Annotated in this window: 18 protein-coding genes; 7 read left to right on the forward strand and 11 right to left on the reverse strand. The window is 66.2% G+C overall.

Annotation, left to right across the window (positions count from 1 at the left end; all coding sequences use genetic code 11):
* Positions 1-8: 8 nt before the first annotated feature.
* The gene (ybaL, locus tag XcodCFBP4690_RS00670; protein WP_104539144.1) at positions 9-1,706 is read right to left on the reverse strand and encodes a YbaL family putative K(+) efflux transporter; all 1,698 of its coding nucleotides are present in this window, start codon (positions 1,704-1,706) and stop codon (positions 9-11) included.
* A 741-nt stretch (positions 1,707-2,447) separates the two neighbouring features.
* Here ybaL and XcodCFBP4690_RS00675 point away from each other — a divergent pair.
* Positions 2,448-3,641, forward strand: a complete 1,194-nt coding sequence (locus tag XcodCFBP4690_RS00675; RefSeq protein WP_104539145.1) for a cytochrome P450 — start codon at positions 2,448-2,450, stop codon at positions 3,639-3,641.
* A gap of 150 nt (positions 3,642-3,791) precedes the next feature.
* Here the strand turns inward: XcodCFBP4690_RS00675 and XcodCFBP4690_RS00680 are convergent, their stop codons facing one another.
* The 4 genes from XcodCFBP4690_RS00680 to XcodCFBP4690_RS00695 form a co-directional block, all read right to left on the reverse strand.
* Positions 3,792-6,191, reverse strand: coding sequence for a TonB-dependent receptor plug domain-containing protein (locus XcodCFBP4690_RS00680; RefSeq protein WP_104539146.1), 2,400 nt, complete (start codon positions 6,189-6,191; stop codon positions 3,792-3,794).
* 332 nt (positions 6,192-6,523) lie between these two features.
* A complete protein-coding gene (locus tag XcodCFBP4690_RS00685; protein ID WP_104539147.1) occupies positions 6,524-8,911 on the reverse strand; it encodes a TonB-dependent receptor plug domain-containing protein in 2,388 nt (795 codons plus the stop codon).
* Between the two features lie 275 nt (positions 8,912-9,186).
* Positions 9,187-9,612: a VOC family protein gene (locus XcodCFBP4690_RS00690; RefSeq protein ID WP_167394405.1), complete on the reverse strand. Its 426-nt coding sequence runs from the start codon at positions 9,610-9,612 to the stop codon at positions 9,187-9,189.
* A gap of 590 nt (positions 9,613-10,202) precedes the next feature.
* Entirely contained in the window at positions 10,203-12,584 is a 2,382-nt protein-coding gene (locus XcodCFBP4690_RS00695) for a TonB-dependent receptor plug domain-containing protein (RefSeq protein ID WP_104539148.1), read from the reverse strand.
* Between the two features lie 181 nt (positions 12,585-12,765).
* On the opposite strand from XcodCFBP4690_RS00695, the gene XcodCFBP4690_RS00700 reads away from it, so the two are divergent.
* Both XcodCFBP4690_RS00700 and XcodCFBP4690_RS00705 read left to right on the forward strand, forming a co-directional pair.
* Positions 12,766-14,685 carry an ABC-F family ATP-binding cassette domain-containing protein gene (locus XcodCFBP4690_RS00700; protein ID WP_104539149.1) on the forward strand — a complete coding sequence of 640 codons (1,920 nt, stop codon included), beginning with the start codon at positions 12,766-12,768 and terminating at the stop codon, positions 14,683-14,685.
* Between the two features lie 50 nt (positions 14,686-14,735).
* The gene (locus XcodCFBP4690_RS00705) at positions 14,736-15,236 is read left to right on the forward strand and encodes a YcxB family protein (RefSeq protein ID WP_104539150.1); all 501 of its coding nucleotides are present in this window, start codon (positions 14,736-14,738) and stop codon (positions 15,234-15,236) included.
* Between the two features lie 23 nt (positions 15,237-15,259).
* On the opposite strand, the gene ampR is transcribed toward XcodCFBP4690_RS00705, so the two are convergent.
* Positions 15,260-16,135 (reverse strand): LysR family transcriptional regulator AmpR, encoded by an 876-nt coding sequence (gene ampR, locus XcodCFBP4690_RS00710; protein WP_104539151.1) that lies wholly within the window; start codon positions 16,133-16,135, stop codon positions 15,260-15,262.
* Between the two features lie 100 nt (positions 16,136-16,235).
* On the opposite strand from ampR, the gene bla reads away from it, so the two are divergent.
* Positions 16,236-17,129: a class A beta-lactamase gene (bla, locus tag XcodCFBP4690_RS00715; RefSeq protein WP_104539152.1), complete on the forward strand. Its 894-nt coding sequence runs from the start codon at positions 16,236-16,238 to the stop codon at positions 17,127-17,129.
* A 152-nt stretch (positions 17,130-17,281) separates the two neighbouring features.
* Here bla and XcodCFBP4690_RS00720 read toward each other — a convergent pair whose 3' ends face one another.
* The 5 genes from XcodCFBP4690_RS00720 to XcodCFBP4690_RS00740 form a co-directional block, all read right to left on the reverse strand.
* Positions 17,282-19,429 (reverse strand): phosphocholine-specific phospholipase C, encoded by a 2,148-nt coding sequence (locus XcodCFBP4690_RS00720; RefSeq protein ID WP_104539153.1) that lies wholly within the window; start codon positions 19,427-19,429, stop codon positions 17,282-17,284.
* Between the two features lie 337 nt (positions 19,430-19,766).
* A complete protein-coding gene (locus XcodCFBP4690_RS00725) occupies positions 19,767-22,190 on the reverse strand; it encodes a TonB-dependent receptor domain-containing protein (protein ID WP_104539154.1) in 2,424 nt (807 codons plus the stop codon).
* Between the two features lie 289 nt (positions 22,191-22,479).
* Positions 22,480-22,920 carry a protein tyrosine phosphatase family protein gene (locus XcodCFBP4690_RS00730; protein ID WP_104539155.1) on the reverse strand — a complete coding sequence of 147 codons (441 nt, stop codon included), beginning with the start codon at positions 22,918-22,920 and terminating at the stop codon, positions 22,480-22,482.
* A gap of 37 nt (positions 22,921-22,957) precedes the next feature.
* Positions 22,958-23,752, reverse strand: coding sequence for a sulfite exporter TauE/SafE family protein (locus XcodCFBP4690_RS00735; protein WP_208622663.1), 795 nt, complete (start codon positions 23,750-23,752; stop codon positions 22,958-22,960).
* Positions 23,740-24,084: an ArsR/SmtB family transcription factor gene (locus XcodCFBP4690_RS00740; RefSeq protein WP_104539157.1), complete on the reverse strand. Its 345-nt coding sequence runs from the start codon at positions 24,082-24,084 to the stop codon at positions 23,740-23,742. Before XcodCFBP4690_RS00740 ends, XcodCFBP4690_RS00735 begins: the two co-directional genes overlap by 13 nt.
* An 85-nt stretch (positions 24,085-24,169) precedes the next feature.
* On the opposite strand from XcodCFBP4690_RS00740, the gene XcodCFBP4690_RS00745 reads away from it, so the two are divergent.
* Genes XcodCFBP4690_RS00745 through XcodCFBP4690_RS00755 form a run of 3 tightly spaced genes read left to right on the forward strand, consistent with a single transcriptional unit; the run spans position 24,170 to position 25,874 of the window.
* Entirely contained in the window at positions 24,170-25,045 is an 876-nt protein-coding gene (locus XcodCFBP4690_RS00745) for an MBL fold metallo-hydrolase (protein ID WP_167394407.1), read from the forward strand.
* On the forward strand, positions 25,042-25,455 hold the full coding sequence (locus XcodCFBP4690_RS00750) for a YeeE/YedE family protein (protein ID WP_104539159.1): 414 nt from the start codon (positions 25,042-25,044) through the stop codon (positions 25,453-25,455). The genes XcodCFBP4690_RS00745 and XcodCFBP4690_RS00750 overlap by 4 nt, the downstream gene beginning before the upstream one ends.
* Before the next feature lie 2 nt (positions 25,456-25,457).
* On the forward strand, positions 25,458-25,874 hold the full coding sequence (locus XcodCFBP4690_RS00755) for a DUF6691 family protein (protein WP_104539160.1): 417 nt from the start codon (positions 25,458-25,460) through the stop codon (positions 25,872-25,874).
* The last annotated feature ends 211 nt before the right edge of the window (positions 25,875-26,085 follow it).

A 26,085-nucleotide genomic window follows, 5' to 3' on the forward strand; every position in this document is an offset into this window, starting at 1 on the left:
AGCCCGCATCACGACGCCGGCACGCGCAACGCCCGATACGGTGGGGTGGACATCACCATCTCTGCCAGCGAATAGGCCAGCTCGCGTTCGGCCAGCACGGCGCCGTCTGCGCCGTGGTCGAGCAGATGCTTCACTTCCGCATCGCTGTGCGCGCGCGCCAGCAGGGTCAGCGATGGGTTGATCGCACGCAGCTTGGCCAGCGCTTCGCCCGCTTCCAGCGGCTGCGGGATCGCCAGGATCGCGATCTTGGCATGCTCCGGGCGTGCCTCGGCCAGCACCCGGTCGGCGGCGGCGCTGCCACGGATGCCGGGAATGCCGGCCGCATGCGCCTTGGCCACGTGCTCGCCGTTGTCGTCGATCACCAGCACCGGCACGCTGCGGCTGCGCAGCAGTTGCGCCAGCGCGCTGCCCACGCGGCCATAGCCGATCACGATGGCATGGCCCTCGGCCGGCAGTGGCGGGCCGGGCGGCAACTCCGGCTCCACTGCAGCCGGCGCGTCCTGGATCTGCCGGGCCTGCCAGCGATCCAGCCACGAGAATAGGAACGGGTTGGCCACGATCGACAACAGCGCGCCGGCCAGGATCAGGTCGCGCCCGGTCTCGGGCAGGATCGCCAGCTGCACGCCCAGCCCGGCCAGGATGAAGGAGAACTCGCCGATCTGCGCCAGGCTGGTGGAAATGGTCAGCGCGGTGCCGGTGGGGTGGCCGAAGGCGCGCACGATCAGGAACGCCGCCAACGACTTGCCCACGGTGATGGTCAGGAAGGTCGCCAGCACCTGCCAGGGATGGGCGATCAGGATCATCGGGTCGAACAACATGCCCACCGACACGAAGAACAGCACCGCGAACGCATCGCGCAGCGGCAACGAGTCGCTGGCGGCCTTGTGGCTGAGCTCGGACTCCTTGAGCAGCATTCCGGCGAAGAACGCGCCCAGCGCGAACGACACGCCGAACAACTTGGCCGAGACGAAGGCCACCCCCAGCGCGATACCGAGCACGGCCAGGGTGAACAGTTCGCGCGAGCCGGTGGCCGCCACCTTTTCCAGCGACCATGGAATCACCCGCCGGCCGATCACCAGCATCGCCGCGACGAATGCCACCATCTTGAGCAAGGTCACGCCCAGCGCGGCCAGCAGCGAGGGCGATTGCCCATCGTGCGCCGTCGCCGGCGCAGCGCTACCGAGCACATCCGCCAGCGCCGGCAACAACACCAACGCCAGCACCATCACCAGGTCTTCGACGATCAGCCAACCCACCGCGATGCGCCCGCGCTGCGTGTCGAGCAGGCGGCGTTCTTCCAGTGCGCGCAACAGCACCACGGTGCTGGCCACCGACAGCGCCAGGCCGAAGACCAGTCCGTGGATCAGCGGCCAGCCCATGCTCCAGGCCAGCGCCCAGCCGAGCAGGGTGGCCACCACGATCTGCGCCAGCGCACCGGGCACCGCGATCCACTTCACTTCCATCAGGTCTTCGAGCGAGAAGTGCAGGCCCACCCCGAACATCAGCAGCATCACACCCAGCTCGGACAGCTGGTTGGCCATGGTCTGGTCGGCCACGAAGCCCGGCGTAAACGGCCCGACGCACACGCCGGCCAGCAGGTAGCCGACCAGCGGCGAGAGCTTCACCTTCTGTGCGAGCGTGCCGAGGATGAAGGCGACCGCGAGGCCGACGGCGATGATGTCGATGAGGCTGGTGTCGTGATGCATTCCAATCCGTTGTGAGCGTGTCCGGAAGAACGATGAGGGCGTGTCCAGCCAACGGCACTGCGCCGGGCGTCGCCTGCGGGCATTGCGTGAATCGTCGCTGGGGGCCGGCGCGAGGGAACAGGACCGCATGGTCCGGTTGGCCGGACGCCCATAGTACACAGCGCATGATTAACGCGATGCGACATGCGACGCAGCCTGCATGGCGAGCGTGGTTGCAGCGCGTCGCTGGAGTGCGGTCAAGGACGCAGCTGCGGTCGCAGCGAGCATCACCCACGCGCCGGAGTGCACACGCGCCGGCATCGACCACGCACGTGCAGCGCTGTGTCGCAGGGCTGCGCAACGTCACCAGGCGCAGATCGGGTCTCCAGGCGAAAACACATGTGCATGAGCGAGCGCACGCAATTGCTGCGCGCATGTCGCCCGTGGTCGCTGCGGCGAAGATGTCAGCCTGTGCAATGGCCGCGGCCGCTTCTGGGGCGAGTGGTGGCGTGCAGCTCTCCGGGCCACGGTGTCTGCCATCGCAACGTGCCTGCGCGATGCCCTCCATCCATGCCTTCGATGACGCCATCGCGCCGACGCGATCGGTCCATTCAAGTTTGACGACAGGGCTTCGCGCCTGGGCAGGGCGCGTGCGAGGCGAGGTCCGACAATGCCGGCCTTGCATTGCGCAAGCGATCCGCACACTTCCCAAGCCAACGCCGTGTCGCGCGTCGCCGCGACCAGGCCCTACGAGCCCAGGCCATGCACCTCAGCGATCTTGCAACACCGCAGTTCCGCCAGGATCCGTATCCCACCTATGCGCGCCTGCGCGCCGAAGGACCCTTGGTGGAAGTGGCCGAACGCCGCCTGATGACCGGCCATTACCGCGTGGTCGACAGCCTGCTCAGCGACCGGCGCGTCGGCCGCGATTATCTGGAAAGCATTCGTCTTCGCCACGGCGAGGACGCGCCGGAGATGCCGCTGTTCCAGGGCCTGAGCCGCATGTTCCTGATGGCCAACCCGCCCGCGCACACGCGCCAGCGTGGAGTGATGACGCAGGCCTTCACTGCACGGCACATGGAATCCATGCGCCAGGTGGCCAGCGAGACCGCCGCCGAGCTGATCGCCACATTCCGTGCCGATGGCCACTGCAATCTGCTGCGTGACTTCGCGTTTCCGCTGCCGATCAGCATCATCTGCCGCATGCTGGACATCGATCCTGCCGACGCCGCCATGTTGGGCGATGCAACCAGCGCGCTGGCAAAGGCCTTCGACCCGACCTTGATCCGCGAGGAGTTCGAGGCCACCACGGCGGCCTACCTGCAGCTGGAACGCTACTTCCACGAGGTCATCGAACAGCGGCGCAGCAGCGAAGGCGACGACCTGATCTGCCGCTTCATCCGCGCAGAAAGCGAGGGGCACCGCCTGAGCACGGACGAAATCGTCTCCAACGTGATCCTGCTGTTCTTTGCCGGCCACGAAACCACCTCCAACATGATCTGCAATGCGCTGATCGCCCTGCATAGGCATCCCGCGCAACTTGCGATGCTCAGGGCCGATCCGGCATTGCTTCCCAATGCGGTGCTCGAATGCATGCGCTACGACAGTTCGGTGCAGATGGTCACGCGCTCGGTGTTGCAGGAGTTCGAGATCGAGGGCGTGCCGCTGCGGGAAGGCACGCTGGTGTACCTGATTCTCGGCGCCGCCAATCACGATGCCCTGCAGTTCACCGACCCGCATCTGCTGGATCTGCGGCGGCAGCAGGGGCGTGCGATGTCCTTTGGTGGAGGCATCCACCACTGCCTGGGCAACCGGCTTGCGTTGATCGAGATGGAGGCCGCGCTGGCGGCGTTGTTCGAGCACCTGCCAGGCCTGCGCCTGGAACAGCTCGATGCATTGACCTGGAACGATCGATCCAATCTGCGAGGCGTGGATGCCTTGCCAGTCTCCTGGTAATGCAGCTCCGCCGCACGGCCTGCCCCGCGCGTGCGTGCGCGCCGGTGGCCGAAACGGGAACGGGTAGGCACCGCCGGTACTGTGGCGATGCTCACGCCCGCGCTGCGCCGACCGATTGCAGTTGATCGGCGCAGGCAGCCAACTCCCCGATCAGAACCGGTAGGTCACCCGGCCATACCAGTAGCGGCCATTGAAGCCGAACGGCGACAGCGACGAGTACTGCAGGCCGCCGGCGCGATCGTCGTAGGCGGTGGTCAGCTGCGCCTTGGTCGGGTACTGGTTGGTGAGGTTGTCCGCGCCCACGGTGAAGGTGAAGGCGTTCCAGGTCTGGCTCGCGGCCAGATTCAGCAGCCAGCGTGCGTCGTAGGTCTGGTCCTGGCTGCCGTCGGCCGGGTCGCTGATGCGCTTGATCGCGCCGTAGCGGGTGGCATTGAAGTTCAGCGCGAATCCGCCGATCGACCAATCCGCGCCGGCCATGTACTTGGTGCGCGGCGTGGCATCGGTGAGCAGGCCCTGGCTGGCGCGGCCGAAGTTGGGGTTGGACAACTCCAGGATGCTGGTCTTGTTGTAGTTGGCGCTGGCGCTCAGGTTGAGCCTGCCGTAGCTGCCCAGGTCGGCCTGGTAGCTGTTGATCCAGTCCACGCCGCGGGTGCGGCTGGTGGCGCCGTTGACGAAGAACTGCACCGCCGCCACCTGGCCGATTGGCTGCGCTAGCTGCAGTTGGTCCGAATACAGGATCTGGTCCCAGATGCGGATCTGGTACACGTCCAGGCTTGAGGTGAAGTTGGCGGTGGGCTGCCACACGCCGCCCAGGCTGTAGTTGGTGGACTTTTCCGGGCTCAACGGACGCGCGCCCAAGGCGACGGCCACCGGATCGGAGGTGCGATAGGTGCCAACCTGCACCAGCTCGCCGTCCTGGATCAGGGTCACCACCGAGGCATAGTTCTGCTGCGCCAGCGAGGGCGCGCGGAAGCCGTTGGAGAGGGTGGCGCGCAGCGCGAACGTGTCGGTGAAGGCATAGCGCGCCGACAGTTTGCCCGAGCGCGTGGAGCCGGCATCGCTGTAGTTCTCGAAGCGGCCGGCAATGCCGCCGGAGAGCTTGTCGGTCAGATCCGCTTCCAGGTTCGCGTACACCGCATTGCTGTGGCGGCCGAATCGGCCGGCCACCGACGGCTCCAGACCGGAGAACACCTGTGCGCCGCCAGGGTAGGGCGCGCCGGTATCGGGGTTGATGGTGCTGGGGTCGAAAAAGTAAGAGTCCGGCGAGCCGGCGGTGATCTCGTAGCGGTCCTGGCGATGCTCCGCACCGAAGGCGACATTGACCGGGTAGGCCAGCCCCCAGTCGAAGGACTTGTTGATGTCCAGGTTGACCACACCCTGCTCGGTCTCGAAGCCGCCGGCGTTGAAGCGGGTCGGCGAGCTGCCGGTGGTCCAGTACAGATTGGTGTTGATGCTGTCGAGGATATTGAAGCTCATGTCGTTCTTGCCATAGGTGGCCGACACGTCCCAGTTCCATTCGCCCGCGGTGGTGCCTTTCAGCCCCAGCACCGCCGAGCGGTCGTTGACCGGGTTGTAGATCTGCGGCAGGAAGCCGTTCGGATATACCGCCTGCACGTTGCGGCTGGTGTTATCAAAGGCGCGGTAATAACCGTTGGAGGTGACCTCGCGCCGGCTCGCGCTGACATGGCCGTAGAGCTCCACGTTCGGCGAGAAGTCGTAGCCGAAGGCAGCCAGCCCCTGGTAGAAGGTCGAATCCGGATCGCCGTGGCGCTGGTAGGGCACGCCGCTGGGATTGGCCGCACCGGCGATGGTGGTGGCGCGGTTGGTGTTCTCGCTGCGGTTAGTGTCCATGGTGTTCTGGTAGTTCCAGGACAGCCGCACCCAGCCTGGGGCCGCATCGCCACCGCTGCCGCCGAACGGCAGCCCGATCGAGCCGTCGATGCCGTTCTGCGCGCCATCGCCCTTGTCCATGAGCCCGCCGTTGATCGACACGCTGTTGCTGCCCGCATCGGCGCCGTGCTTGAGCACGATGTTGACCACGCCGGCGATGGCATCGGAGCCGTACTGCGCCGAGGCGCCGTCGCGCAGCACTTCGATGCGCGCAATCGCCGACATCGGCAGCGAGTTCAGATCCGCCGGCGCCGAGCCGCGGCCCACGTAGGGGTTGTAGTTGATCAACGAAGAGGTGTGATAGCGCTTGCCGTCCACCAGCACCAGTACCGCATCCGGCGACAGGCCGCGCAAGGTGGCCGGGCGCGCGGCATCGTTGCCGTCGGAAATCGCCGGGCGCGGGAAGTTCAGCGACGGCAGCAGCTTGCCCAGCGCGGTGGCGATGTCGGTGGCGCCGGTGGCTTGCAGCGATTGCTCGGTGATGATGTCGATCGGCGATTCGGATTCGGCCACGGTGCGGTCGCTGACGCGCGTACCGGTGACGATCAGGGTGTCCAGGGTCTTCTGCGGCTGGGTCGATTGCGACTGCGCACTGGCAGCGAAGGAGCAGACGGTCAGTGCGACTGAAATCGCCAGCGAGAGTGCGTTGGAGGTGTGCATGGGAATCAAGGCTCAAAGGGGACGATGGACGCAGCGACGAGGCACGGTGAATGCCGGGGGAATGCAACTGCGTAGGGGTAATCGGTCATGCCTGCGCACCGATGCTTCCGGGGTGCGGAAGCGGCGTGCGCGAAGATGACAGCAATCGGCAAGGCGCGGTGTGGCGCCTTGCGCAGTTTGCTGAGCGCATCCTTGCCGGGAACGGTGCAAGCGCGCCTCGGTCCGGCATGACGCACGGGTGTGCGATCCGCCAGGAACGTGACCTCGCCAGGGCGTACTGAAGCGTTGCGGCAACACACAGGCGCCGGTCGTTACCGACCGGCGCATGCGATCTACCACTTGTAGTTCACGTTGGCATACACCAGCGCGCCATTGAATCCGAACGGCGAGGCGCTGCTGTAAGGCAGGTAGTTGCGCGTGCCCAGGCCGGCCTGCTGGCGATCCGGATATTCGTTGAGCACGTTGTCGCCGCCGACGGTGAAGTTCCACGCGCCCAGCTTGTAGGACGCGGCCAGATCCAGCGTCCACTTGGCCGCGTAGGTCTGGTCGCTGCCGGCATTGGTGCCGAAGGTGGTGAACTCGCCCCAGCGCGTGGCGGTGCCGGTAAACGACCAGTTACCCGGTGACCAGGTTCCGCCCAGGAAGAACTTGTCGCGTGGCGTGCCTTCAGTGATACGGCCCAGTTCTGCACGGCCGATGCGCACTGCACCCGGGTCGATGGCTTCCAGTGCAGCCGGGTTGGCGGCGATGCGCTCGACTTCGGTCTTGTTGTAGTTGTAGCCGGTGGTCAGCTCCGCGCTGCCGCCGTCCAGGGCCCAGCGATAGGTGCCGACCGCATCCACGCCCTGGGTCTTGGTGTCTACCGCGTTGGTGAAATAGCGCCCACCACCGATACCCGGGAAGCCGTTGGCCTGCAGATAATTGCGCGCCGCGGTGGACGTGAGATTCTCCGACAGCACGATGCGGTCATCGATATCGATACGGTAGGCGTCGACGGTGATATACAGGTTGTCCACCGGCTGCAGCACCACGCCCAGGCCGTAGTTCTTGGACTCTTCGGCCTTGAGCGGTTCGGCGCCGAGCGCAACGGCCGCCGGGTTGTCGGTGCGGAAGGTGCCGATCTCGAACGGAATCGCGGTCACCGTGCCGTTGGGCTGCGCCACGTTGAGGAACTGGGTGGCGATCGACTGGAAGTTCTGCTGCTGCAGCGATGGCGCACGGAAGCCGGTGGAAGCGGTGGCTCGCAGCGCCACCTTGTCGGTGAAGGCATAGCGCAGCGACAGCTTGCCGGTGGCGGTGTCGCCGAAGTCGCTGTACTTCTCGTAGCGCCCGGCCAGGCCGGCCGACAGCTTCTCGGTCAGGTCCGCTTCCAGGTCCACGTACGCCGAGTGGCTGTTGCGGTTGTAGTACCCGGCATCGGAGAGCTTGAAGCCGGGAAACACCTGCGCGCCCGGGATCAGCGTACCGGCTGCCGAGGGAATGCCGCCGTTGGCCGAAGACGCGGCATCGCCCGGCGACTGGTTGAATTTCTCCCCGCGCCATTCCGCGCCGAAGGCCAGCGTGACCGGGTAGGCCAAGCCCCAATCGAGCGTCTTGGTGAAGTCGGCATTGAGCACGTTCTGCGTCACTTCCAGCGTACCGGCATGGAAGTCGGTGGGGCTGGCCAGCCCCAGGCTGTTGTTCAAGCTGTTGCGCACATCGAAGGTGAGATTGTTCTGGCCGTAGTTGTAGCTCAGATCGATGTTCAAGCCGCCTTCGGTGGAGGTCTTCAGGCCGCCCACCCACGACACGTCCTTGCTGACGTTGTAGATCTGCGGCAGGAAGCCGTCGGGATAGATTTCCGGGCGGTTGCGGTTGTCGCCGGCGAAACGGAAATAGCCGTTGGACAGCACTTCGCGCCGGCTGACCATGCCGAACGAGTAGAAGGTGAGGTAATCGGTGGGGCTGTATTCGCCGTTGAACGAGATGGCGCCCTGGTCTATCTCCGGATCGCCATAGCGCTGCTCCACGCGGCCCTGAAACGGCAGCGCGCGATTGGTCTGGTCCGAATGCCCGGCCTGCGCGGCCAGGTGCACCTTGCCGGTGCCGGCGAAGCTGAAGCCGGCATCGCCGGACAGCTGGTACTGCTCGCCGTCGCCGGCGCTGTACTTGCCGTAACGGCCATTGACGTTGCCGCCTTCGCCGCTGCCCTTGAGCACCACGTTGATCACGCCGGCGATCGCGTCCGAGCCGTATTGTGCCGACGCGCCATCGCGCAGCACTTCGATGCGCTCCACCGCGGCGATCGGGATGGTGTTGAGATCGGCCGGCGAGGAACCGCGGCCCTGGGTGTCGTTGAGATTGATCAGCGCGGTGCTGTGATAACGCTTGCCGTTGACCAGCACCAGCACCTGGTCGGGCGACAGGCCGCGTAGCTGCGCAGGGCGTACCGCGTCCGAGCCGTCGGAGATGGCGGGTCGGGGGAAATTGAGCGAGGGGATCGCGCGTGACAGCGCGGTGGCCAACTCGGTGGTGCCTGTCGATTCCAGTGCCTGTGGCGAGATGATGTCGATCGGCGATGCCGATTCGGCCACGGTGCGGTCCGCCACGCGGGTGCCGGTGACGATCAGCGTATCGAGGGTTTTCTGGGCAGGAGCCTGCGACTGCGCAACTGCGGTTGAAGCGGAAAACGACAAGGCGACAACAACAGCGACTGCGAGTGGACTGGACTTGCAATTCATGCGGTGACAACTCCGAGTGGGGAACGGATGCAGCGCAGTGGGCCCCCTCCCAGGCCGCGTCCGTGGCGGCAGCTGCGGTGCGTTCTCAACCATTAACCACGCGTAACCGCATGTCAAATTTTGGTTACGTTGCGCATGCAACTGTCATCGAACATATGCTGATGCCAACGTTGTCATCGTGCACCAAAGTGAGGCGTCGGTTGCATATCCCCAACTGGAGCAACGCATTGCGTCGCCCCATTTTGGATCTCGATACCAGTTATGAAAGTTGTGCATCAAAACGTGATCTGCACCGCATCGGCGCTGCGTTGCGCAGGGCCATGAAAGACCGCCTCGATATTGTTGCCATCCGGATCGAGCACAAAGGCGGCGTAGTAGCTGGGGTGATACGGGCGCAGGCCCGGTGCGCCGTTGTCGCGACCGCCGTGCGCCAGGGCGACTCGATGGAAGGCATGTACCATGGCGACGTCGCGGGCCTGGAAGGCCAGGTGATGGCGGCCGGTCAGCACGCCCTGCGCCACGGTGTCGCGGTCGGATACGAACAGTTCGTCGGCCCAGAAGAATCCTTCGCCTTCGCCGCCGATCGGCACGCCTAGCACGCCGAGCACGGCGTGATAGAAGCGCCGGCTTGCAGCCAGGTCCTGCACCACCAGGTGCAAGTGATCGATCAGGCGGCCACGGCTCAACTGCGATGCTTCCATCTGCATGCTCCGGCAATCATGAGGAGTCCGCGTGATAGCACGGAGCCGGCGCAGGTATCGTCACGGGCATCGGCGTGGTCCGTAGGCTGCGGCTCGGCTGCGCGTTGCAGGGTGCAGCGTGGCCTGGCGAGCCCATCATGGCGCCGGCCGCAAGTCGTACCTGCAGCGCCTGGTTGCCACCTGCCAAGCAGACGGTGCGTATGCAGGACGGTCGTGATCGCCCGCACGCATGGCAGGCGCGCGACACAACGCGAACGCCCCGGGCAAGCCGGGGCGTTTGGCGGAACCAGATTGCTGGCGATGCAAGACGCACGCATCGGCTGAACTCCAATGCGCGATCGTCAGGACGGGCGCGGTCGCTATGCAGGGTTTGCAGGCATTGACCGTGCGCGGCCGCTGCGATGCGCCAGCCAGGCACCGAGGAACGACCACCTTGGCTCCGGACGCGCTTCATGCCCGCGCCCGGCTCGAAGCCGCACCCACACCTCACGCATTCGACCGCAGCTGGCCCAAATCGAGGTCGGCACCACCGCCACCGACCTCACGACTGCCCCAACTGGCTGCGCAGCGCCTCTGCAGGGACGCAGCGCTTACCAGCGGTAGTTGATACGCCCGTACACGTACGCACCGTTGAAGCCGAACGGCGACAAGTTGCTGTACGGGAACTGCCCGCTGGTGGAGTTGGCGAAGTTGTTTTCGTCCGGATATTCGTCCAGCAGGTTGTCCGCGCCCAGGGTCAGCGTCCAGCGGTCCACCTTGTAGCTGGCCGACGCATCCACCACCCACTTGGCGCCAAAGGTCTGGTCGTTGATCGCCGCCGCCGGGCGCGTGCTGTACTTGCCGTAGCGGGTGGCACCCAGCGCCAGCGTCCAGTGCTCGGAATTCCAGCTGCCATTGAGCAGGAACTTGTCGCGCGGGAAGCCTTCTTCGATGCGGCCGCGCTCGGTGCGGTCGATACGCTCCAGGCTCAAGCCGTTGGCCGATAGCGCCGCCGGGTTGGCGGCCACGCGGCGCACCTCGGTTTCCGAGTAGTTGTAGCCGGCGGTCAGGTCCACAGTGCTGGCGGCCAGCTGCCAGCGGTAGCTGCCCACCACGTCCACGCCGCGCGTGCGCGTGTCCACCGCGTTGGTGAAGTAGCGCCCGCCGTTGATGCCGAAGATGCCCTGCGATTCCAGCAGCGTGCGCACGCCTGTGCCGGTGAGGTTGGACGACAGCACGATGCGGTCGTCCACATCGATCTGGTACGCATCCACGGTGAGGTAGAGCGCATCGGTGGGCTGCAGCACCAGCCCCAGGCTGTAGGACAGCGAGGTCTCCGCATCCAGCGGTTCGGCGCCGAAGGCGCGTGCCACCGCGCTGTCGGCCGGGAAGGTGCGGATCTCGAACGGGTTCGGGTTGCCGGCCAGGAAGGTGGTGCTGGTGGACTGGAAATACTGCTGCGCCAGCGACGGCGCGCGGAAGCCCGAGGCCACCGTGCCGCGCAGTGCGATCCTGTCGGTGAACGCATAGCGCGCCGACGCCTTGCCCGAGGCCTGGCTGCCGAAATCGCTGTAGTCCTCATAGCGTCCGGCAAGCCCGGCGGAGAACTTGTCGGTGAAGTCGGCTTCGATGTCGGCGTACACCGCGTAGCTGTCGCGCGAATACTGCCCGGACACGCTGGGCGCGAATCCGCCAAAGCCCTGTGCGCCGCCGGCCAGCGTGCCGGCCTGGAAGTAGGAGCCCACTTCGCCCGGCGACTGGTTCCACTTCTCGTTGCGGTACTCGGCACCGAAGGCCACGGTCACCGGGTACGCCAGGCCCCAGTCGAAACCGCGCTTGACGTCCAGGTTGACGATGTTCTGCGTGGTCTCCAGCGCGCCATCGTAGAACGACATGGGCGAGGTCGGCCCCAGGCTCACGTTGAGCGTGTTGCGGGTGTGGAAATCGATACGGTTGTAGCCGTAGTTGTAGCTGGCATCCCAGTCCCAACCGCCGGCGGTGGAGCCGCGCACGCCGGCCACCAGCGAGCGGTCCTTGGCGTAGCTCTGGATCTCCGGCAGGAAGCCCTGCGGGTAGATCGAGCGGATGTTCTGGCTGCTGCCCGGCGCGCGGAAGAACGCGAACGAGGTGATGTCGCGGTTGCTGGCGGTGGCGAAGGCGTAGCCGGTGATGCTGTCGCTGAACTGGTATTCGGTATTGAGCGAGGCGGCCTGCGCATTGACGTCCGGGTCGCCGATCTTGAATGCCTTCTGGCCCACGGCCGGCTGCGAGACGCTGGGCGCGCCGGCATAGCCGCGTGCGCGGTCGGTGGGATCCTGCTGGTTGAGCTGGGTGGCCACGTGCAGCCAGCCGCGGTCGCCGCCATAGGACACGCCGGTATCGCCGGACAGCTCGTAGTTGCTGCCGTCGCCGGCCGAGTACTGGCCGAAGCCGGCCTGCAGGCTGCCGCCCTGTTCCGCGCCCTTGAGCACGATGTTGACCACGCCGGCGATGGCATCGGAGCCGTATTGCGCCGAGGCGCCGTCGCGCAGCACTTCCACACGTGCGATCGCCGCCACCGGAATGGTGTTCAGATCCACCGCCGCGGCGCCGCGGCCGATGGTGCCGTTGAGGTTGAGCAGCGAGGAGGTGTGGCGGCGCTTGCCGTTGACCAGCACCAGCACCTGGTCCGGCGACAGGCCGCGCAGCTGCGCGGGGCGGATCGCGCTGGTGCCGTCGCTCAGCGCCGGGCGCGGGAAGTTCAGCGAGGGCAGGGCGCGCGCCAGCGCGGTGGCCAGTTCCGGGGTGCCGGTGGCCTGCAGCGATTCGGCGCTGATGATGTCGATCGGCGACTGCGATTCGGCCACGGTACGGTCGGAGACGCGGGTGCCGGTGACGATCACCGTGTCCAGGGTGTTGGCGGCGGTGGCCGGCGCGGCGGTCTGGGCCAGGGCGGGAGAGGCAAGCAGTGCAGCGACCACGGCGGTCGCAAGGCAGGACAGGGGGATGTTCATGACAACTCCGAAAACGGCAGCCCGAGCGGGGCCAACTAGACTGGGCGGGTGGCGATCACGGCCGTGCGAAGCGGGCGCGTCGCCGAACCTGAAGGCGCTAATTATTCGTTAACGCTAGAATGGCGTCGCAGGAATGCTGCTCATCTGCTCATTCCTTTTCGTTCTATCGGACTGTCCATCAATGATTTCCCTGCGCAACTTCTCCATGCGACGCGGCGAGCGTCTGCTGCTGTCCAACGTCGACCTGACCATGCATGCCGGCTACCGCGTCGGCGTGGTGGGCCGCAACGGTACCGGCAAGTCGAGCCTGTTCGCCGCGGTGAAGGGCGAGCTGGAGGCGGACAAGGGCGATGTCGACCTGCCCGGCAAGGTGCGCACCGCCAGCGTCTCGCAGGAAACCCCGTCCTTGCCGGACCCGGCGCTGTCGTTCGTGCTCGGCGGCGATATCGAGGTGTCCGCGGTGCTGCAGGAAGAGGCCGAGGCCACCGCCCGCGAGGACTGGGAGGCGGTCGCCAACGCGCACCAGAAGATGGCCGAGATGGGTGCCTACGATGCCGAAGCGCGCGCCGGCAAGTTGCTGCACGGCCTGGGCTTCCCGGCCGATACGCACCACCGCGCGGTGTCCTCGTTCTCCGGCGGCTGGCGGGTGCGCCTGAACCTGGCGCGTGCGCTGATGATGCCCAGCGACCTGCTGCTGCTCGACGAACCGACCAACCACCTGGACATGGACGCGGTGCTGTGGCTGGAGCAGTGGCTGCTCAAGTACCCGGGCACCTTGCTGCTGATTTCGCATGACCGCGAATTTCTCGACAACGTGGCGACCCACACCCTGCACCTGCACGGCGGCACCGCCAAGCTGTATGTCGGCGGCTATACCGATTTCGAGCGCCAGCGCATCGAGCACCTGCGCCAGCAGCAGATCGCGCACGAGAAGGAACAGGCCGAGCGCGCGCACCTGCAGAGCTTCATCGACCGCTTCAAGGCGCAGGCCAGCAAGGCCACCCAGGCGCAGAGCCGCATGAAGCGGCTGGCCAAGATGGCCGGCACCGAGGCGGTGCGCGCCGAGCGCGAGTTCCGCATCCAGTTCGCCCAGCCCAACCGGCTGCCGTTTTCGTTGATCCGGCTCAATCATGTGGAAGCCGGCTATCCGGCTCCGACCTCCCTTCCCCCGCGTGCGGGGGAAGGTGCCCAAAAGGCGGATGGGGGCAACGCGCCCACCGTCATCCTGCACGACGTCGGCTTCGGTCTGGAAGCGGGCGACCGCATCGGCCTGCTCGGTCCCAATGGCGCGGGTAAGTCCACGCTGGTCAAGACCTTGGTGGGCGAGCTGGCGCCCTTGGCGGGCGAGCGCAGCGCCCATCCGGACCTGCGTATCGGCTATTTCGCCCAGCACACGGTGGAATCGCTGCATGAAGGCCAGTCGCCGATGGACCACTTCCGCGACCTGTCCCCGGATGGCTCCAATCAGGCGTTCCGCGATTTCCTGGGCAAATGGAATTTTGCCGGCGACCGCGCCTTCGAAGTGGTGGACGGCTTCTCCGGTGGCGAGCGCGCGCGCCTGGCGCTGGCGCTGATCGCCTGGCAGCAGCCCAACGTGCTGCTGCTGGACGAACCGACCAACCACCTGGACCTGGAAATGCGCGAGGCGCTGGCCGAGGCGCTGAGCGATTTCGAAGGCGCCATCGTGATGGTCTCGCACGACCGCCATCTGATCGGCCTGGTCTGCGACAGTTTCTGGCGCGTGGCCGATGGTGTGGTGGAGCCGTTCGCTGGCGACCTGGACGAATATGCCGCGTGGTTGCGCAGCCGCCCGGCCGCGCAGGGCACCAAGCAGAAGATGGCCGAAGTGGCACCGACCCCGCCGCCGCCGACCAAGCCTCTGCCGCCGAAAAAAGCCGTCAACCCGCACAAGCTGGCCAGCGCCGAAAAACGCGTGGGCGAACTGGAGGCGGCGCTGGCCGAGCTGGACCGCGAACTGGCCAACCCCGGCAATTACGCCGACAGCGACAAGATGGCGGTGCTGGGCCGTGACCGTGAGGCGACGGCGCAGCAGCTGGCCGCGGCGGAAGCGGAGTGGATGGAGTTGATCGAGAGCGCGTAACGCGCACGCGTTACGCTATGCACCGAGTCACGCACAGGGATGTAGCAAGCATGATCAGCGCCACCATCAGTCTGGAAGACCATCTGGCCGCACAGCGGCTGCATGCGCGGTACACGGCCAAAGGCCTGATCGTGTTCCTGGTGGTCTTGCTACTGATCGGGGCAGGAGTGCTTCGACTGAGCGGGGCCAGTGAGATCATCGGTCCGGTATTGATCGGCGGCGGCGGTGGCGGCTTGCTCGGTCTGGCGCTGTTGCACGCCTGGGGCTTGCCACGCAGGATCAAGCGCCTGCACGCCCAGCAGGCTGCGCTGCGGCATACCTACACCTTTGCGTGGGACGAGACCGGGCTGGAAATCACCTGGGCGGACGGGCGGCTGCGCCGGCCGTGGTCCGACTACATCCGCTACCGCGAAAACGACCGCGTGCTGCTGCTCTATCACAACGACCGCCTGTTCGAGCTGTTCGCCCCGCACTGGTTCGCCGATCGGGCGCAGTACGAGGCGTTTCGCCGCGTGGCGGTGCAGGGGATCACGGCGTCCGCGCGCCGCTGAGCACGGAGCTGCAATGAGAGCGCTCAGCCGGAGCGCTGCTGCTCTGCCTGCAGCCAGTGACGCAATCGCGCATCGGCATCGCCTTCCGGGCGCGAGCGCAGCCGGGTGAGCCAATAGCGCCCGGCGTCGATCTGGATTGGGAACGGGCACACCAGGCGTCCGGCATCCAGATCCTGGCGAAACATCGGCAGCGGCAGCAATGCCACGCCGGCACCGGCCGCCGCCGCGCTGGCCAGCGTCAACGAGGAATCGAACATGGCCCCGCGTGCGGCGACCTCGGCCACGCCTGCGGCGCGAAACCACTGCGGCCATTCGTCTACGCGGTACGAGCGCAATAACGGCAGCTGCGCCAGATCGGTCGGCGTGCGCAGGCCGCGCGCCATGCTGGGTGCGCACACCGGCGCAAACGGTGCCTCCATCAGCGCATGCGCGATCTGGCCCTGCCAGTCGCCATCGCCGAAACGGATCGCCAGATCCAGCCCTTCGCCGGCCAGATCGACCCGGTTGTTGTGGGTGGACAGGCGCAATTCGATATCCGGATGCGCGGCATGAAAGGCCGGCAATCGCGGCAGCAGCCAGCCGGTGGCGAAGGTACCCACCACGCCCACGCTGAGCACCTCGCGATAGCGCCCATCGGCGAAGCGCTCCAGGGTGGCGGCGATGCGGTCGAAGGCCTCGCCCAGCACTGGTGCCAGCGCCGCGCCCTCGTCGGTGAGCGCCACGCCGCGCGGCAGGCGGTGGAACAGGCTGGTGCCCAGGCGTTGTTCCAGCGCCTTGATCTGGTGGCTGAGCGCGGCCTGGCTCACGCACAGTTCGCTGGCCGCACGGGTCAGGTTTTGGTGGCGCGCGGCGGCTTCGAAGGCGCGCAGGGCATTGAGCGGCAGGCGGGGGCGTGGCATGCGCAGAGATTAATTCAATTCATGCCTGTGATCGAAACATCGCGATGGTCGGCTGCTTTGTGCGCATCGATACTGCGGGCTCCCTCCAGGAGGCAGACGCATGTTGAATCGGCGAGAGTTCTTGTACGCAACCGGCGCAGGCATGCTGTCTGCGGCGTCCAGGCCCGCGCAGGCGCTCAGCCCGGCAGTGAATGTGGACGACCTGCTGCGGACGCAGTGGGCGGACATCGAGCGCGGCACCGGTGGTCGCCTGGGCATCAGCCTACTCGGCAGCGCCCCCGGCTGGCGCCTCGGGCAGCGCGAGAACGAGCGCTTTCCGATGTGCAGTACCTTCAAATTTGTATTGGCTGCCGCAGTCTTGCGGCAGGTGGACCGGGGCAGGCTGACGCTGGCGCAAGCGGTCAGGATCCGTGCCTCGGACATGCTTGAGCATGCCCCGGTCACCAAGGGCCATGTCGGCGGCGCGCTCAGTGTTGGCGAGCTGTGCCGGGCCACCATGATCTACAGCGACAATCCGGCCGCCAACCTGTTGTTCCCGCTGGTCGGCGGCCCGCCCGGCCTGACCGCCTTCCTGCGCAGCATCGGCGATGCCAAGACCCGCAGTGACCGCTACGAGCCGGAGATGAACGGGTTCGCCCCCGGCGAGCCGCGCGACACCACCACCCCGGCGGCAATGGCGTCCACGCTGCGCACGCTGTTGCTTGGCGGTGCGCTGCAGCCTGCCTCGCGCAAGCAGCTGACCGACTGGATGATCGACAACCGTACCGGCGACGATTGCCTGCGTGCAGGGCTCACACGCGACTGGAAGATCGGCGACAAGACCGGCAGCAACGGCACCGATACCCGCAACGATATCGCCATCCTCTGGCCGCCGAAGGGCCGGCCGCCACTATTGCTGACGACGTACTTGAACGGTGCCAAGGTCGACGATGCTGCACGCGATGCGGCGCTGAAGGCAGTGGCGGTCGCAGTGCGGGAATGGTTTGGAAGGTGAGCCTGCCGAAGCGACACGCGGCGATAGCGGCGCATGTCGATTCGGCAGGCACGATGCCGGCTAGGGAGGTTGCGACGTTCTTCCACGCAGCGGCGTGCTGCGGAGCGATGGTTGCCGCTGGCCAGCGGCAACATTCGACCTGGCACGGCCACTCAACCCAGCGCGCCGATCACCACGGGGTCGTCCTGCTGCAGCCGCGCCGGCCCCCCCATGGCCGGATCGTTGACGCTGTCGGCGCCGGTTTCGATACGGCCAGCCAGGCGCTGGGCCGCGCCGTCGTGCTTCACCCACAGGTCGTACCAGCCGCCGGTTGCTGCCGCTTTCCAACGGCGCTGCTCGGTCGTGCCGGGCGCAATGCTCAGACGTTCGTGCGGTTGTGCGGCTGCATAGGCGCCCGGTTGCAGCTCTACCTGCACCGCAGCGCTGCCGCCATTGCGCAGCGATAGCAACACGGACGTGGCGTCGTTCGGATCTGGTGTGATCTCGGTCACCAGCAACGGTGCGCCAAGGTCGCCGCGGTAGTGACGATGGAATCCGTTCGGGCCGATCAGCCACAGATCGTAGCGGCCGTCGTAGGTGGTCCAGTCGCCGTCCAGCGTGGCATCGGGACCTACGGTGTAACGGCGTGGGATCGCCGCCAGATCGTAGCGGTCGTAGACATGCAGCACCGCCGCCGCGCCGCGGTTGTGCATGCGTAGCCGGACCTCGCCACGCTCGGGCACCTGCGCCAATTGCACGCTCGGGCGATACGGCACGGCGCGCGAACGGCGCACGCCGAACGCTTGCGCGGGCGGCTGCAAGGTGGCCGGCAGCGGCGGCAGCGTGTGCTCGCGCAAGGCTGCCGCACGCAGTGCCGCATCGCCCACATCGGGCAGCGCCGCGACGAACGGGCGTGCATCGGCGCTGCGGAAGTTGAACGCATTGGTCAGGTCGCCACACACTGCACGCCGCCATGGCGTGATCTGCGTGGCCTGCACGCCGAACCGCCGTTCCAGCAGGCGCAGCACCGAGGTGTGGTCGTACACCTGCGAATCCACCCAGCCACCGCGGCTCCATGGCGAGATCACATACATCGGTACGCGCGGGCCGAGCCCGTATGGGCGGCCGTGCAGGTCCGGCAGATCCACTTTCTGCTCCCCAGGTGCGCGATTGCGGTGGTAGTCGTCGTCGGTGGCGATGCTGGAGGCGCCGGCAAACCCGCCGGCTGCGCGCAGGTCCGGCGATGGCGGGGCGGGCGGCGGTACATGGTCGAAGAAGCCGTCGTTCTCGTCGAACATCAGCAGCAATGCAGTGCGGCTCCACACCTGCGGATCGGCGGTGAGCGCATCCAGCACGCGCGCGGTATAGGCCGCGCCCTGCGCCGGGCTGGACGGGTCCGGGTGCTCGCTGCCGGCCGCGTCGGCAATGACGAAACTCACCGAGGACAGCCGGCCGGCCACTACGTCCTCGCGCAGCTGCTCCACGCCTCGCGTGCTGACACCGCGCGCGCGCAGCTGTGCATCGTGACCCGGCGCGTTGCGGTAAGCCTGCCGAAACGCCTCGAACCCGGCCAGCGGGTTGTCGGTGAAGTTGTCGGCCATGTCCTGGTAGATCTGCCAGCTCACGCCCGCGCGCTGCAGCTGTTGGACATATGTGGTCCAGCGATAGGACTCGGCAAAGCCGCCCAGTTCCGGAAAGTTGTCGTGCGAGTTGCCGATCACCGGCCCGCCATTGCGGGCCTGCGGATCGTTGCCGCCGGTCCACAGGAACACGCGATTGGAATTGGTGCCGGTCTGGATCGAGGCGTGGTACGCGTCGCAGAGGGTGAACGCATCGGCGAGCGCGTACTGGAAGGGAATATCTGCACGCCCGTAGTAGCCCAGCGCGTGGTTGTGCTTGGCCGCCGCCCAGTGCCCGAGCCGGCCATGATCCCAGGCCTGCTGTGCATCCGGCCAGCTGTGCGGCGTGCCCTTGACGCGCATGAAGCCGAATTGCGCGGCCGTATCCAGTGCAAATGGGGTCAGCCATTGCATGCCGTCTTCGCTGGGCTGCAGCCACACTGTGCGCGAGGGCGCGCCGGGCAGCGGCGGGGCCGGAATCGGAAAGCGATCGCCGAATCCGCGCACGCCGGGCAGGGCGCCGAAGTAATGATCGAACGCGCGATTTTCCTGCATCAGGATCACCACGTGCTGCAGGTCCTGCAGCGTTCCGCTGCTACGATCTGGCGCGATGGCCGCGGCCCGCGCAATGCTGGGTAGCAGTGCCGTCGTGCCGGCGCTCAGTCCGGCCTGGAGGACGCGGCGGCGGGGAAGATCGATCATCGTGTCACCTGATTGGCTGAAACTTCACGAGTCCCTTCCACCGCCTGCGGGGGGAAGGTGCCCGAAGGGCGGATGGGGGCATGGTCGGCATAAGCAGCTAGTTGCAGGCGTAGGCGCGGGCTTTCTGGACCCCCGGTGTCCAAGCCCCGCCGGCCCCGCCCTCATCCGGCGCTACGCGCCACCTTCTCCCGCCAGCGGGAGAAGGGAAACGCTGCCTTCCACCGCCTGCGGGGGAAGTGCCCGAAGGGCGATGGGGGCGCAGCACTCGCACCTAAAAATCTCTCACTAGCGTAAGTCAGCAGCAGCGCCCGTGCACCACGCACCGGTCGATCCGCCGTTACAGATCCAGCGTCAGCGTCAAACCGACCGTGCGCGGCGCCGCGATAAACGCGCTGTCGCTGCCGTCCACGCCTTCCAGGTAGCGTTTGTCGGTGAGGTTGCTGACGTTGAGCGCCAACTGCAGGCCCTTCAGCTGCGAGGACAGCTGCGACAGTTCCAGCCCCAGGTTGGCATCGAAGGTGGTCACGCCATCGAGCGCGGCGCGGTTGGAAGCGTCCAGGTAGCGCTTGCCCAGATAGCGACCGGACACACCGATGCGCCATGCCTGCCCGCGCCAGTCGGCCGACATGACCACGGTATTGCGCGGTTGGCCGATCACCTGCGCGCCTGGGGTGATCTCCAGCGCGGCATCGCGCGCCGCATCGCCGCTGCCCAGGTAATCGGCCTTGTTGTAGGTGTAGGCGCCATTGAGGCGCCAACCGTTGTCCCAGCCATAGCCCAGCGCCGCTTCCACGCCGCGTGCATGCACGCCGCCGAAGTTTTCGTACACGCCGTCGGTCTCGCCCAGATAGTCGATGCCGGTGACGAAGTTGGCCGGCACGTAGACGATGCGGTTGTCGAAGCGGATGTCGTACAGGGTGACGCTGCCGGTCAACGGCCAACGGCTGATGCGCAGGCCTAGTTCGATATTGTCGGCGGTTTCCGGCTGCACGCGGCTGAGTGCGACCGGGTCGGTTTCACCGAGCACGCCGGAGGGAATCGCGGCGAAGTTCTGCGAATACCCGGCGAAGGCTTCCAGGCCCTGCACCGGCGTGGTCCAGGTCAGGCCGGCCGACAGCAATGGGTCCGAATGCGCATCCGACTCCACGTGCTGCGCATCGCCGATGCGGCGGTCGCGGGCCTGGTCGAGAAAGAATTGCTTGACGCCCACGCGCCAGGCGAAGGCGCCGTACCGCATCACGTCTTCCACGTAATACATCTGCTCGTCGGTTTGATAGTCGTCCTTGAACTGCACCCAGTACGGCTGATGGTCGAAGGCGATGTTGGTGCCCACGTTGAGCAGGCGATGCCAGTCGCGGGTGACGCTACGGTCGTAGCGCTCCAGCCACGCGCCGGCACGCACGGTGTTGTCGATCGGCCCAAGGGCGTGTCGCCATTCCACATCGGCCATGGCGCCGGCGCGGTGGTTGTCGTAATGGCTGTGGCGATACGACTGCACCGGCACCGAGCCGGCCGGATAGCAGGCCGGGTTGGACTCGGCCGGCACCGCATCGCTGCCGCTGCAACCGGCCAGCATCGTCGCGGCTGCGCCGCCCGGGGTCAGGTAATACAGCTTGCCAAGATCGCTGCCGCCATACACGGTGCTGCCGCCGCGCGCCTCCGATTCCCGCGCACCCACACCATCGTTGGTGACGTCCACCAGATATGGCGGAATCCAGTCACCGCGGCCCTGCATGCGATGCGCATAGCCGGTGAGCGTGGTCTTGAACCCGTTGCCGCCATCGAAGGCGCCGCGCAGGTAGCCGAAGGTATTCTTGCGCAATGCACGCGAGCCGGAGCGGTAGTTCTGGTCCAGATACGGGATGCCGGTGAGCGTTCCAGTCAACAGGTCGTGCTCGGGGTCGCGCGCGAACTGCTCCGGCGTCACGCTGGTGTATTCGGATTCGTCGGCATCGTCGTAGGAGGCGTAGCCGCTGAGCGTCCACGTGTCCAACGCACTGGCGAACTTGCCGGCCAGATGATCGCGGCTGGTGTGGCCGCTACCGTCGATCCAGTCGTCATTGCGTGCCGACGAGCCGCTGATCCAGGCGCGGGTGCTCCCACCGAGCAGGCCGGTGTCGTAGCGCGCGTAGTACTTGCGCGCCTGGTTGTCGCCGATGCCGCCGATCACCCGTACGCGCTGTTCTTCCAGCGGCTCGCCGGTGAGGTAGTTCAAGGTGCCGCCCAGCGCTTCGTTCGAGCGCGAGCCGATATCGGCGGTGCCCTGGCTCACTTCCACCGTCTCCAGGTCCGGCATGTCGATGAAGCGGTTGGCCTTGGAGCCGCCGCCATAGGCCGAACCGCCATTGGGCACGCCATCGATGGTGGTGCCGATCTGCTGCGTATCGCGGTTGCTGACAAAGCCGCGCATGCTGATCTGCGTGCCCCAATCGGACGAGCCGAATGCATCGGCTTCGGTCACCACCACACCCGGCAGCTCGTTGAGTGCGTCGTTGACGCTGCCCATCACGAACTGGCGGTCCAGCATCTCCTTGCTTACCGTGGTCTTGGAATAGGTCATCGCCTGGCCGACCACCTGCACCTGATCCAGCGTGGAGACCTGCTCGCCATTGCCATTGCCATTGCCATTGCCGGCTGCAAGCGGCGCGGATGGTGCTGCGCCGTCGGGGACCTGTTGCGCGTATGCGGGAAAGGTCAGCGGAACCAGCAGCAAGGCAAGCGTGGCCGGATGGCGCACGCGCGGGCAGGACATCGAATCCATTGCAATCCAGCAGGCGAAGGAGGGGATGGCCGCAGCCTGCCGCGCTTGCGTTGCGTGATGATGACCGCGCAACCGATGCGGCTGTGATCACCCAATCGATGCTGCCCCGGGGCCGGTTGCCAGGGCGAGCGGTTACCGCTGTCTGGGTGCCGAAGCGCAGTGCTTTGGCGTGAGATGCCAGGGCCGTGGTATGGGTCCCAGATGCTGGAAGGGGCTTCGCCGTTACGGCTTTTGACGGTGCAATCGACGTCACGATCACCGGATCATAAGCGCCTATCCACAGCGCGGGTCAGCGCTGCGTACCCGCCGTTTGAGCAAGCGCGATCACGGCAGGTTCCAGTGTCTTCAGGCCGGCAGCGCGTCCATGTTCGAGTGCCGCGGCAAGCGGTGTTCCCCGGTTGAACACCTGGTCGAGCGCAACCATCGCACCTACGCGGTTGGAGCTGGCGCAGTGGATCAAGACCTCGCCCTCGCGGCGGGCCTGATCGAGCAGCCGTCCGAACGCATGTATCCGGGTGGTGTCAAGATCACTGGCATCGGCGATCGGTAGCGTGGCGTATCGCAGGCCAAGTCGGTCAGCTTCCATCGCTTCGTCGTAGTCCACCGGCTCCTCGGGTGTGCGCAGGTTGATCACCGTTCGCACACCCTTGCGGGCAAGCTCGGCCAATTGAAGCTGCGTCGGTTGGCCGCTGGCGTAATGGCCTTCGAAAAACAGTATGGGAGTCGTCATCGAATGGCTTCCGGCGACACGTGGGCGGGAATGACGTTTAGAGCCAGCCAAACGCGCTGGCAGCACGCAACAGCATGTAGAGCGCAACAGCAACGATCAGGCCGGCGAGAACGAGGTTGAGCAAGCCATTGCGGTGGGCCAGGCGCGTGGCCAGACGCGCGCCGAACAGGCTGCCGATCGCTCCACCGGAGATGAAGATTCCAGCCAACGACCAGGCGACCAGGCCGGAACTGGCATAACTGATGGCGGTTGTCAGGCCAAACGCGCTGACCGCCACCAGTGAGGAGCCGACCGCGAACAGAATCGGCATGCCGGTCGACGCGATAAGGCCGGGAACGACCAGAAATCCCCCGCCGATGCCAAAGAAGCCGGAGAGCAGGCCGGTGGCTGCGCCGGCTCCCAGCAGCTTGGGCGCATTGCTCAGGTTGAACATCACGGAAGGGTCGCCATCGCGGCCGCGCGAGCGCACCATCATGCCGGCCACGGCCAGCATCAACAGGGCAAACAGCGCGAGCAACCTCTGCCCATCCATCGTCTTGCCCAGCGTCGCACCGAACCATGCGCCCACCACGCCGGCTGTCGCAAATGCCGCTGCACAGCGCCATTTGACGTTGTGCTTGCGAGCATGATTGGTCAGGCCGATCAGCGCGTTGGCCGCTACCGCCAGTGCGCTGGTTCCGATCGCCACGTGCGGATCCTGCACGCCCACCAGATAGACCATGAGCGGCACCGCCAGGATCGAACCGCCGCCGCCGACCAGTCCGAGCGTGAATCCCACTGCGCCTCCCGCCAGTGCGGCCAGCACGATTTGCAGGGAGGTCACTGCCTGGATTCCTGGCCACCGCAATACGCGGCGCACAACGCATCGATGACGCTGACAGCCGGGCCCTCGGCGAGCGCGTAGTAGATGGTCTGCGACTCGCGGCGCGTGGTGACAAGGGCCATCTCGCGCAACACCGCAAGATGCTGCGAGAGCGCCGACATGCTCAGGCCCGTGATTGGCTGCAGATCCCCTACCGAGGATTCGCCTTCGACAAGCTGGCAGAGCACAAGTAGGCGCGCCGGATGCGCCAACGCCTTGAGCAGCGCTGCCGCCTCATCGGCATAGCGCAACATCTGTTCGGGAGACGGGATCGACCTCTTTTGCTTCGGTGAACGGCTCATGGCTGCTTGCTTGAGAATTTTCTTGAAAACAGGTGTAGGAGGACCTAATTTAGGTAAAACTAAATAAAAGCGCAAGGCAATCCGGATGAATCCGCAGGTTCGAAGCTTCTACGATTCAGCGACGTCCACCTTCACGCATCTGGTGTATGACCAGGACGGCGGACGCTGCGCCATTGTCGACCCGGTATTGGACTACGACTCCGCCCAGGCCCGGACCCAGACCACATCGGCAGATCGCGTGCTTGCGTTTGCGGACCAACACGCCTTGCGCGTGAACTGGATCCTGGAGACCCATGCACATGCCGATCACCTGACCGCTGCGGCCTACCTCAAGCGCAAGACCGGAGCGCGCGTGGCCATCGGCCATGGCATTACCCGGGTGCAGGAACGTTTCAAGGCGTTGTTCGGACTTGAGCGTGAGTTTGCGACAGATGGTCGCCAGTTCGACCGGCTGTTTGCCGATGGGGAGACGTTTGCGATCGGCCAGCTGCAGGCGCGTGCAATCGCCACGCCGGGCCACACCGACGACAGCCTCACCTATCTCATCGGCGATGCGGCGTTCGTGGGTGACACGGTATTTGCTCCCGAAACAGGAACCGCGCGGGCGGATTTTCCGAGTGGCGATGCGCGCAAACTGTATCGTTCCATCCATACGCTATTCGATCTGCCGCGCGATACGCGCCTGTTCCTGTGCCACGACTACCCGTCCACCGGACGCCAGGCGCACGCGCTAAGCTCGCTGGAAGATCAGGCGCAGCGCAATGTCCATATTGGCGGCGGAATAGACGAAGCTGCATTCGTGAAGATGAGGACCGAACGCGATGCCACCCTGGCAGCGCCCAGGCTGATCCTTCCCTCCTTGCAGGTGAATATCCGTGCGGGCGAGTTGCCCCCGCCTTGCGCCAATGGCATCCGGTACTTGCGGCTTCCTTTGAACCAGCTGGGAGTCGACGCATCGTGACATGGCTCATCCCCCTTTCCGGTGGCGTACTGATCGGCCTGTCCGCAACGCTTCTGCTTTGGCTGAATGGTCGCATCGCCGGCGTCAGCGGAATCCTCGCCGGCCTGCTGGTTCCGAAAGCAGGGGATGTGTGGTGGCGGGCGATGTTTCTGCTTGGCTTGATCGTCGCCGCGGGCCTGTACATGCGGCTGGTTCCAGGTGCGCCGCTACCACGTAGCGACCATGCTCGCCTGGGTCTGATTGCCGCCGGTCTGCTTGTAGGCCTGGGCACCCGCATGGGCAATGGCTGCACCAGCGGTCACGGCGTGTGCGGGCTCGGTCTGTTTTCGTTGCGCTCCGCGGCCGCAGTCCTCACGTTCATGGTCACTGCGATGGCGACGGTGTTCGTCGTCAAACACCTGTGGAATTGACGATGAAGAAGCTTTCGTTTGCGGCCTTGCTGTCCGGGGTGCTGTTCGGGCTGGGGCTGGCCATGTCCGGCATGACCGATGCGCGCCGCGTCCTCGGTTTCCTCGACGTGTTCGGTCAGTTCGACCCATCCTTGGTCCTCGTTCTCGGCGGTGCCGTTGCTACCACCGCCATGGCGTTCCGCTTCGTGCTACGCCGCAACAGGCCCGTGTTTGCCGAGACGTTTCAACTGGCCAGCGCGCGACCGGTAGACCGCCGGTTGCTGGCCGGCGCAGCCCTGTTCGGAATTGGTTGGGGTCTTGCCGGCTATTGCCCGGGACCTGCGCTCGCCGGGCTGGGAACCGGCTCGGTGGAGGCCTTGTGGTTCGTTCCCGCGATGCTTGCCGGAATGGCGATGCATCGCGTCCTTGAGCGCGCATGACACTTGCACCGCTCAGCCTTCAGTGCGACATGTGGCCGTGTGGCCGCGGCGGCATCGCAACAGTGCCGGATGCCTTGCGAGGTGTGAGCGCAGTGCAGGGTGCACTTGCTGCTTGCGCGATGCGTCCGGGCATGCAGACGCTCTGTCGGTGTCCAGGCTGCCGGAGATCTTCGAAGGCGGCACGGTGCTGAAGCAGACCTGGCGGTTGCCG

The organism is Xanthomonas codiaei (assembly GCF_002939785.1).
Lineage (GTDB): Bacteria > Pseudomonadota > Gammaproteobacteria > Xanthomonadales > Xanthomonadaceae > Xanthomonas > Xanthomonas codiaei.

Coding starts and splice junctions, on each gene's coding strand:
- XcodCFBP4690_RS00705 (WP_104539150.1), top strand. CDS start 14,736: ATGATCAGCGCCACCATCAGTCTGGAAGACCATCTGGCCGCACAGCGG.
- XcodCFBP4690_RS00720 (WP_104539153.1), bottom strand. CDS start 19,429: ATGATCGATCTTCCCCGCCGCCGCGTCCTCCAGGCCGGACTGAGCGCC.
- XcodCFBP4690_RS00755 (WP_104539160.1), top strand. CDS start 25,458: ATGAAGAAGCTTTCGTTTGCGGCCTTGCTGTCCGGGGTGCTGTTCGGG.
- ampR (WP_104539151.1), bottom strand. CDS start 16,135: ATGCCACGCCCCCGCCTGCCGCTCAATGCCCTGCGCGCCTTCGAAGCC.
- ybaL (WP_104539144.1), bottom strand. CDS start 1,706: ATGCATCACGACACCAGCCTCATCGACATCATCGCCGTCGGCCTCGCG.
- bla (WP_104539152.1), top strand. CDS start 16,236: ATGTTGAATCGGCGAGAGTTCTTGTACGCAACCGGCGCAGGCATGCTG.
- XcodCFBP4690_RS00675 (WP_104539145.1), top strand. CDS start 2,448: ATGCACCTCAGCGATCTTGCAACACCGCAGTTCCGCCAGGATCCGTAT.
- XcodCFBP4690_RS00680 (WP_104539146.1), bottom strand. CDS start 6,191: ATGCACACCTCCAACGCACTCTCGCTGGCGATTTCAGTCGCACTGACC.
- XcodCFBP4690_RS00725 (WP_104539154.1), bottom strand. CDS start 22,190: ATGGATTCGATGTCCTGCCCGCGCGTGCGCCATCCGGCCACGCTTGCC.
- XcodCFBP4690_RS00695 (WP_104539148.1), bottom strand. CDS start 12,584: ATGAACATCCCCCTGTCCTGCCTTGCGACCGCCGTGGTCGCTGCACTG.
- XcodCFBP4690_RS00685 (WP_104539147.1), bottom strand. CDS start 8,911: ATGAATTGCAAGTCCAGTCCACTCGCAGTCGCTGTTGTTGTCGCCTTG.
- XcodCFBP4690_RS00700 (WP_104539149.1), top strand. CDS start 12,766: ATGATTTCCCTGCGCAACTTCTCCATGCGACGCGGCGAGCGTCTGCTG.
- XcodCFBP4690_RS00740 (WP_104539157.1), bottom strand. CDS start 24,084: ATGAGCCGTTCACCGAAGCAAAAGAGGTCGATCCCGTCTCCCGAACAG.
- XcodCFBP4690_RS00745 (WP_167394407.1), top strand. CDS start 24,170: ATGAATCCGCAGGTTCGAAGCTTCTACGATTCAGCGACGTCCACCTTC.
- XcodCFBP4690_RS00690 (WP_167394405.1), bottom strand. CDS start 9,612: ATGGAAGCATCGCAGTTGAGCCGTGGCCGCCTGATCGATCACTTGCAC.
- XcodCFBP4690_RS00730 (WP_104539155.1), bottom strand. CDS start 22,920: ATGACGACTCCCATACTGTTTTTCGAAGGCCATTACGCCAGCGGCCAA.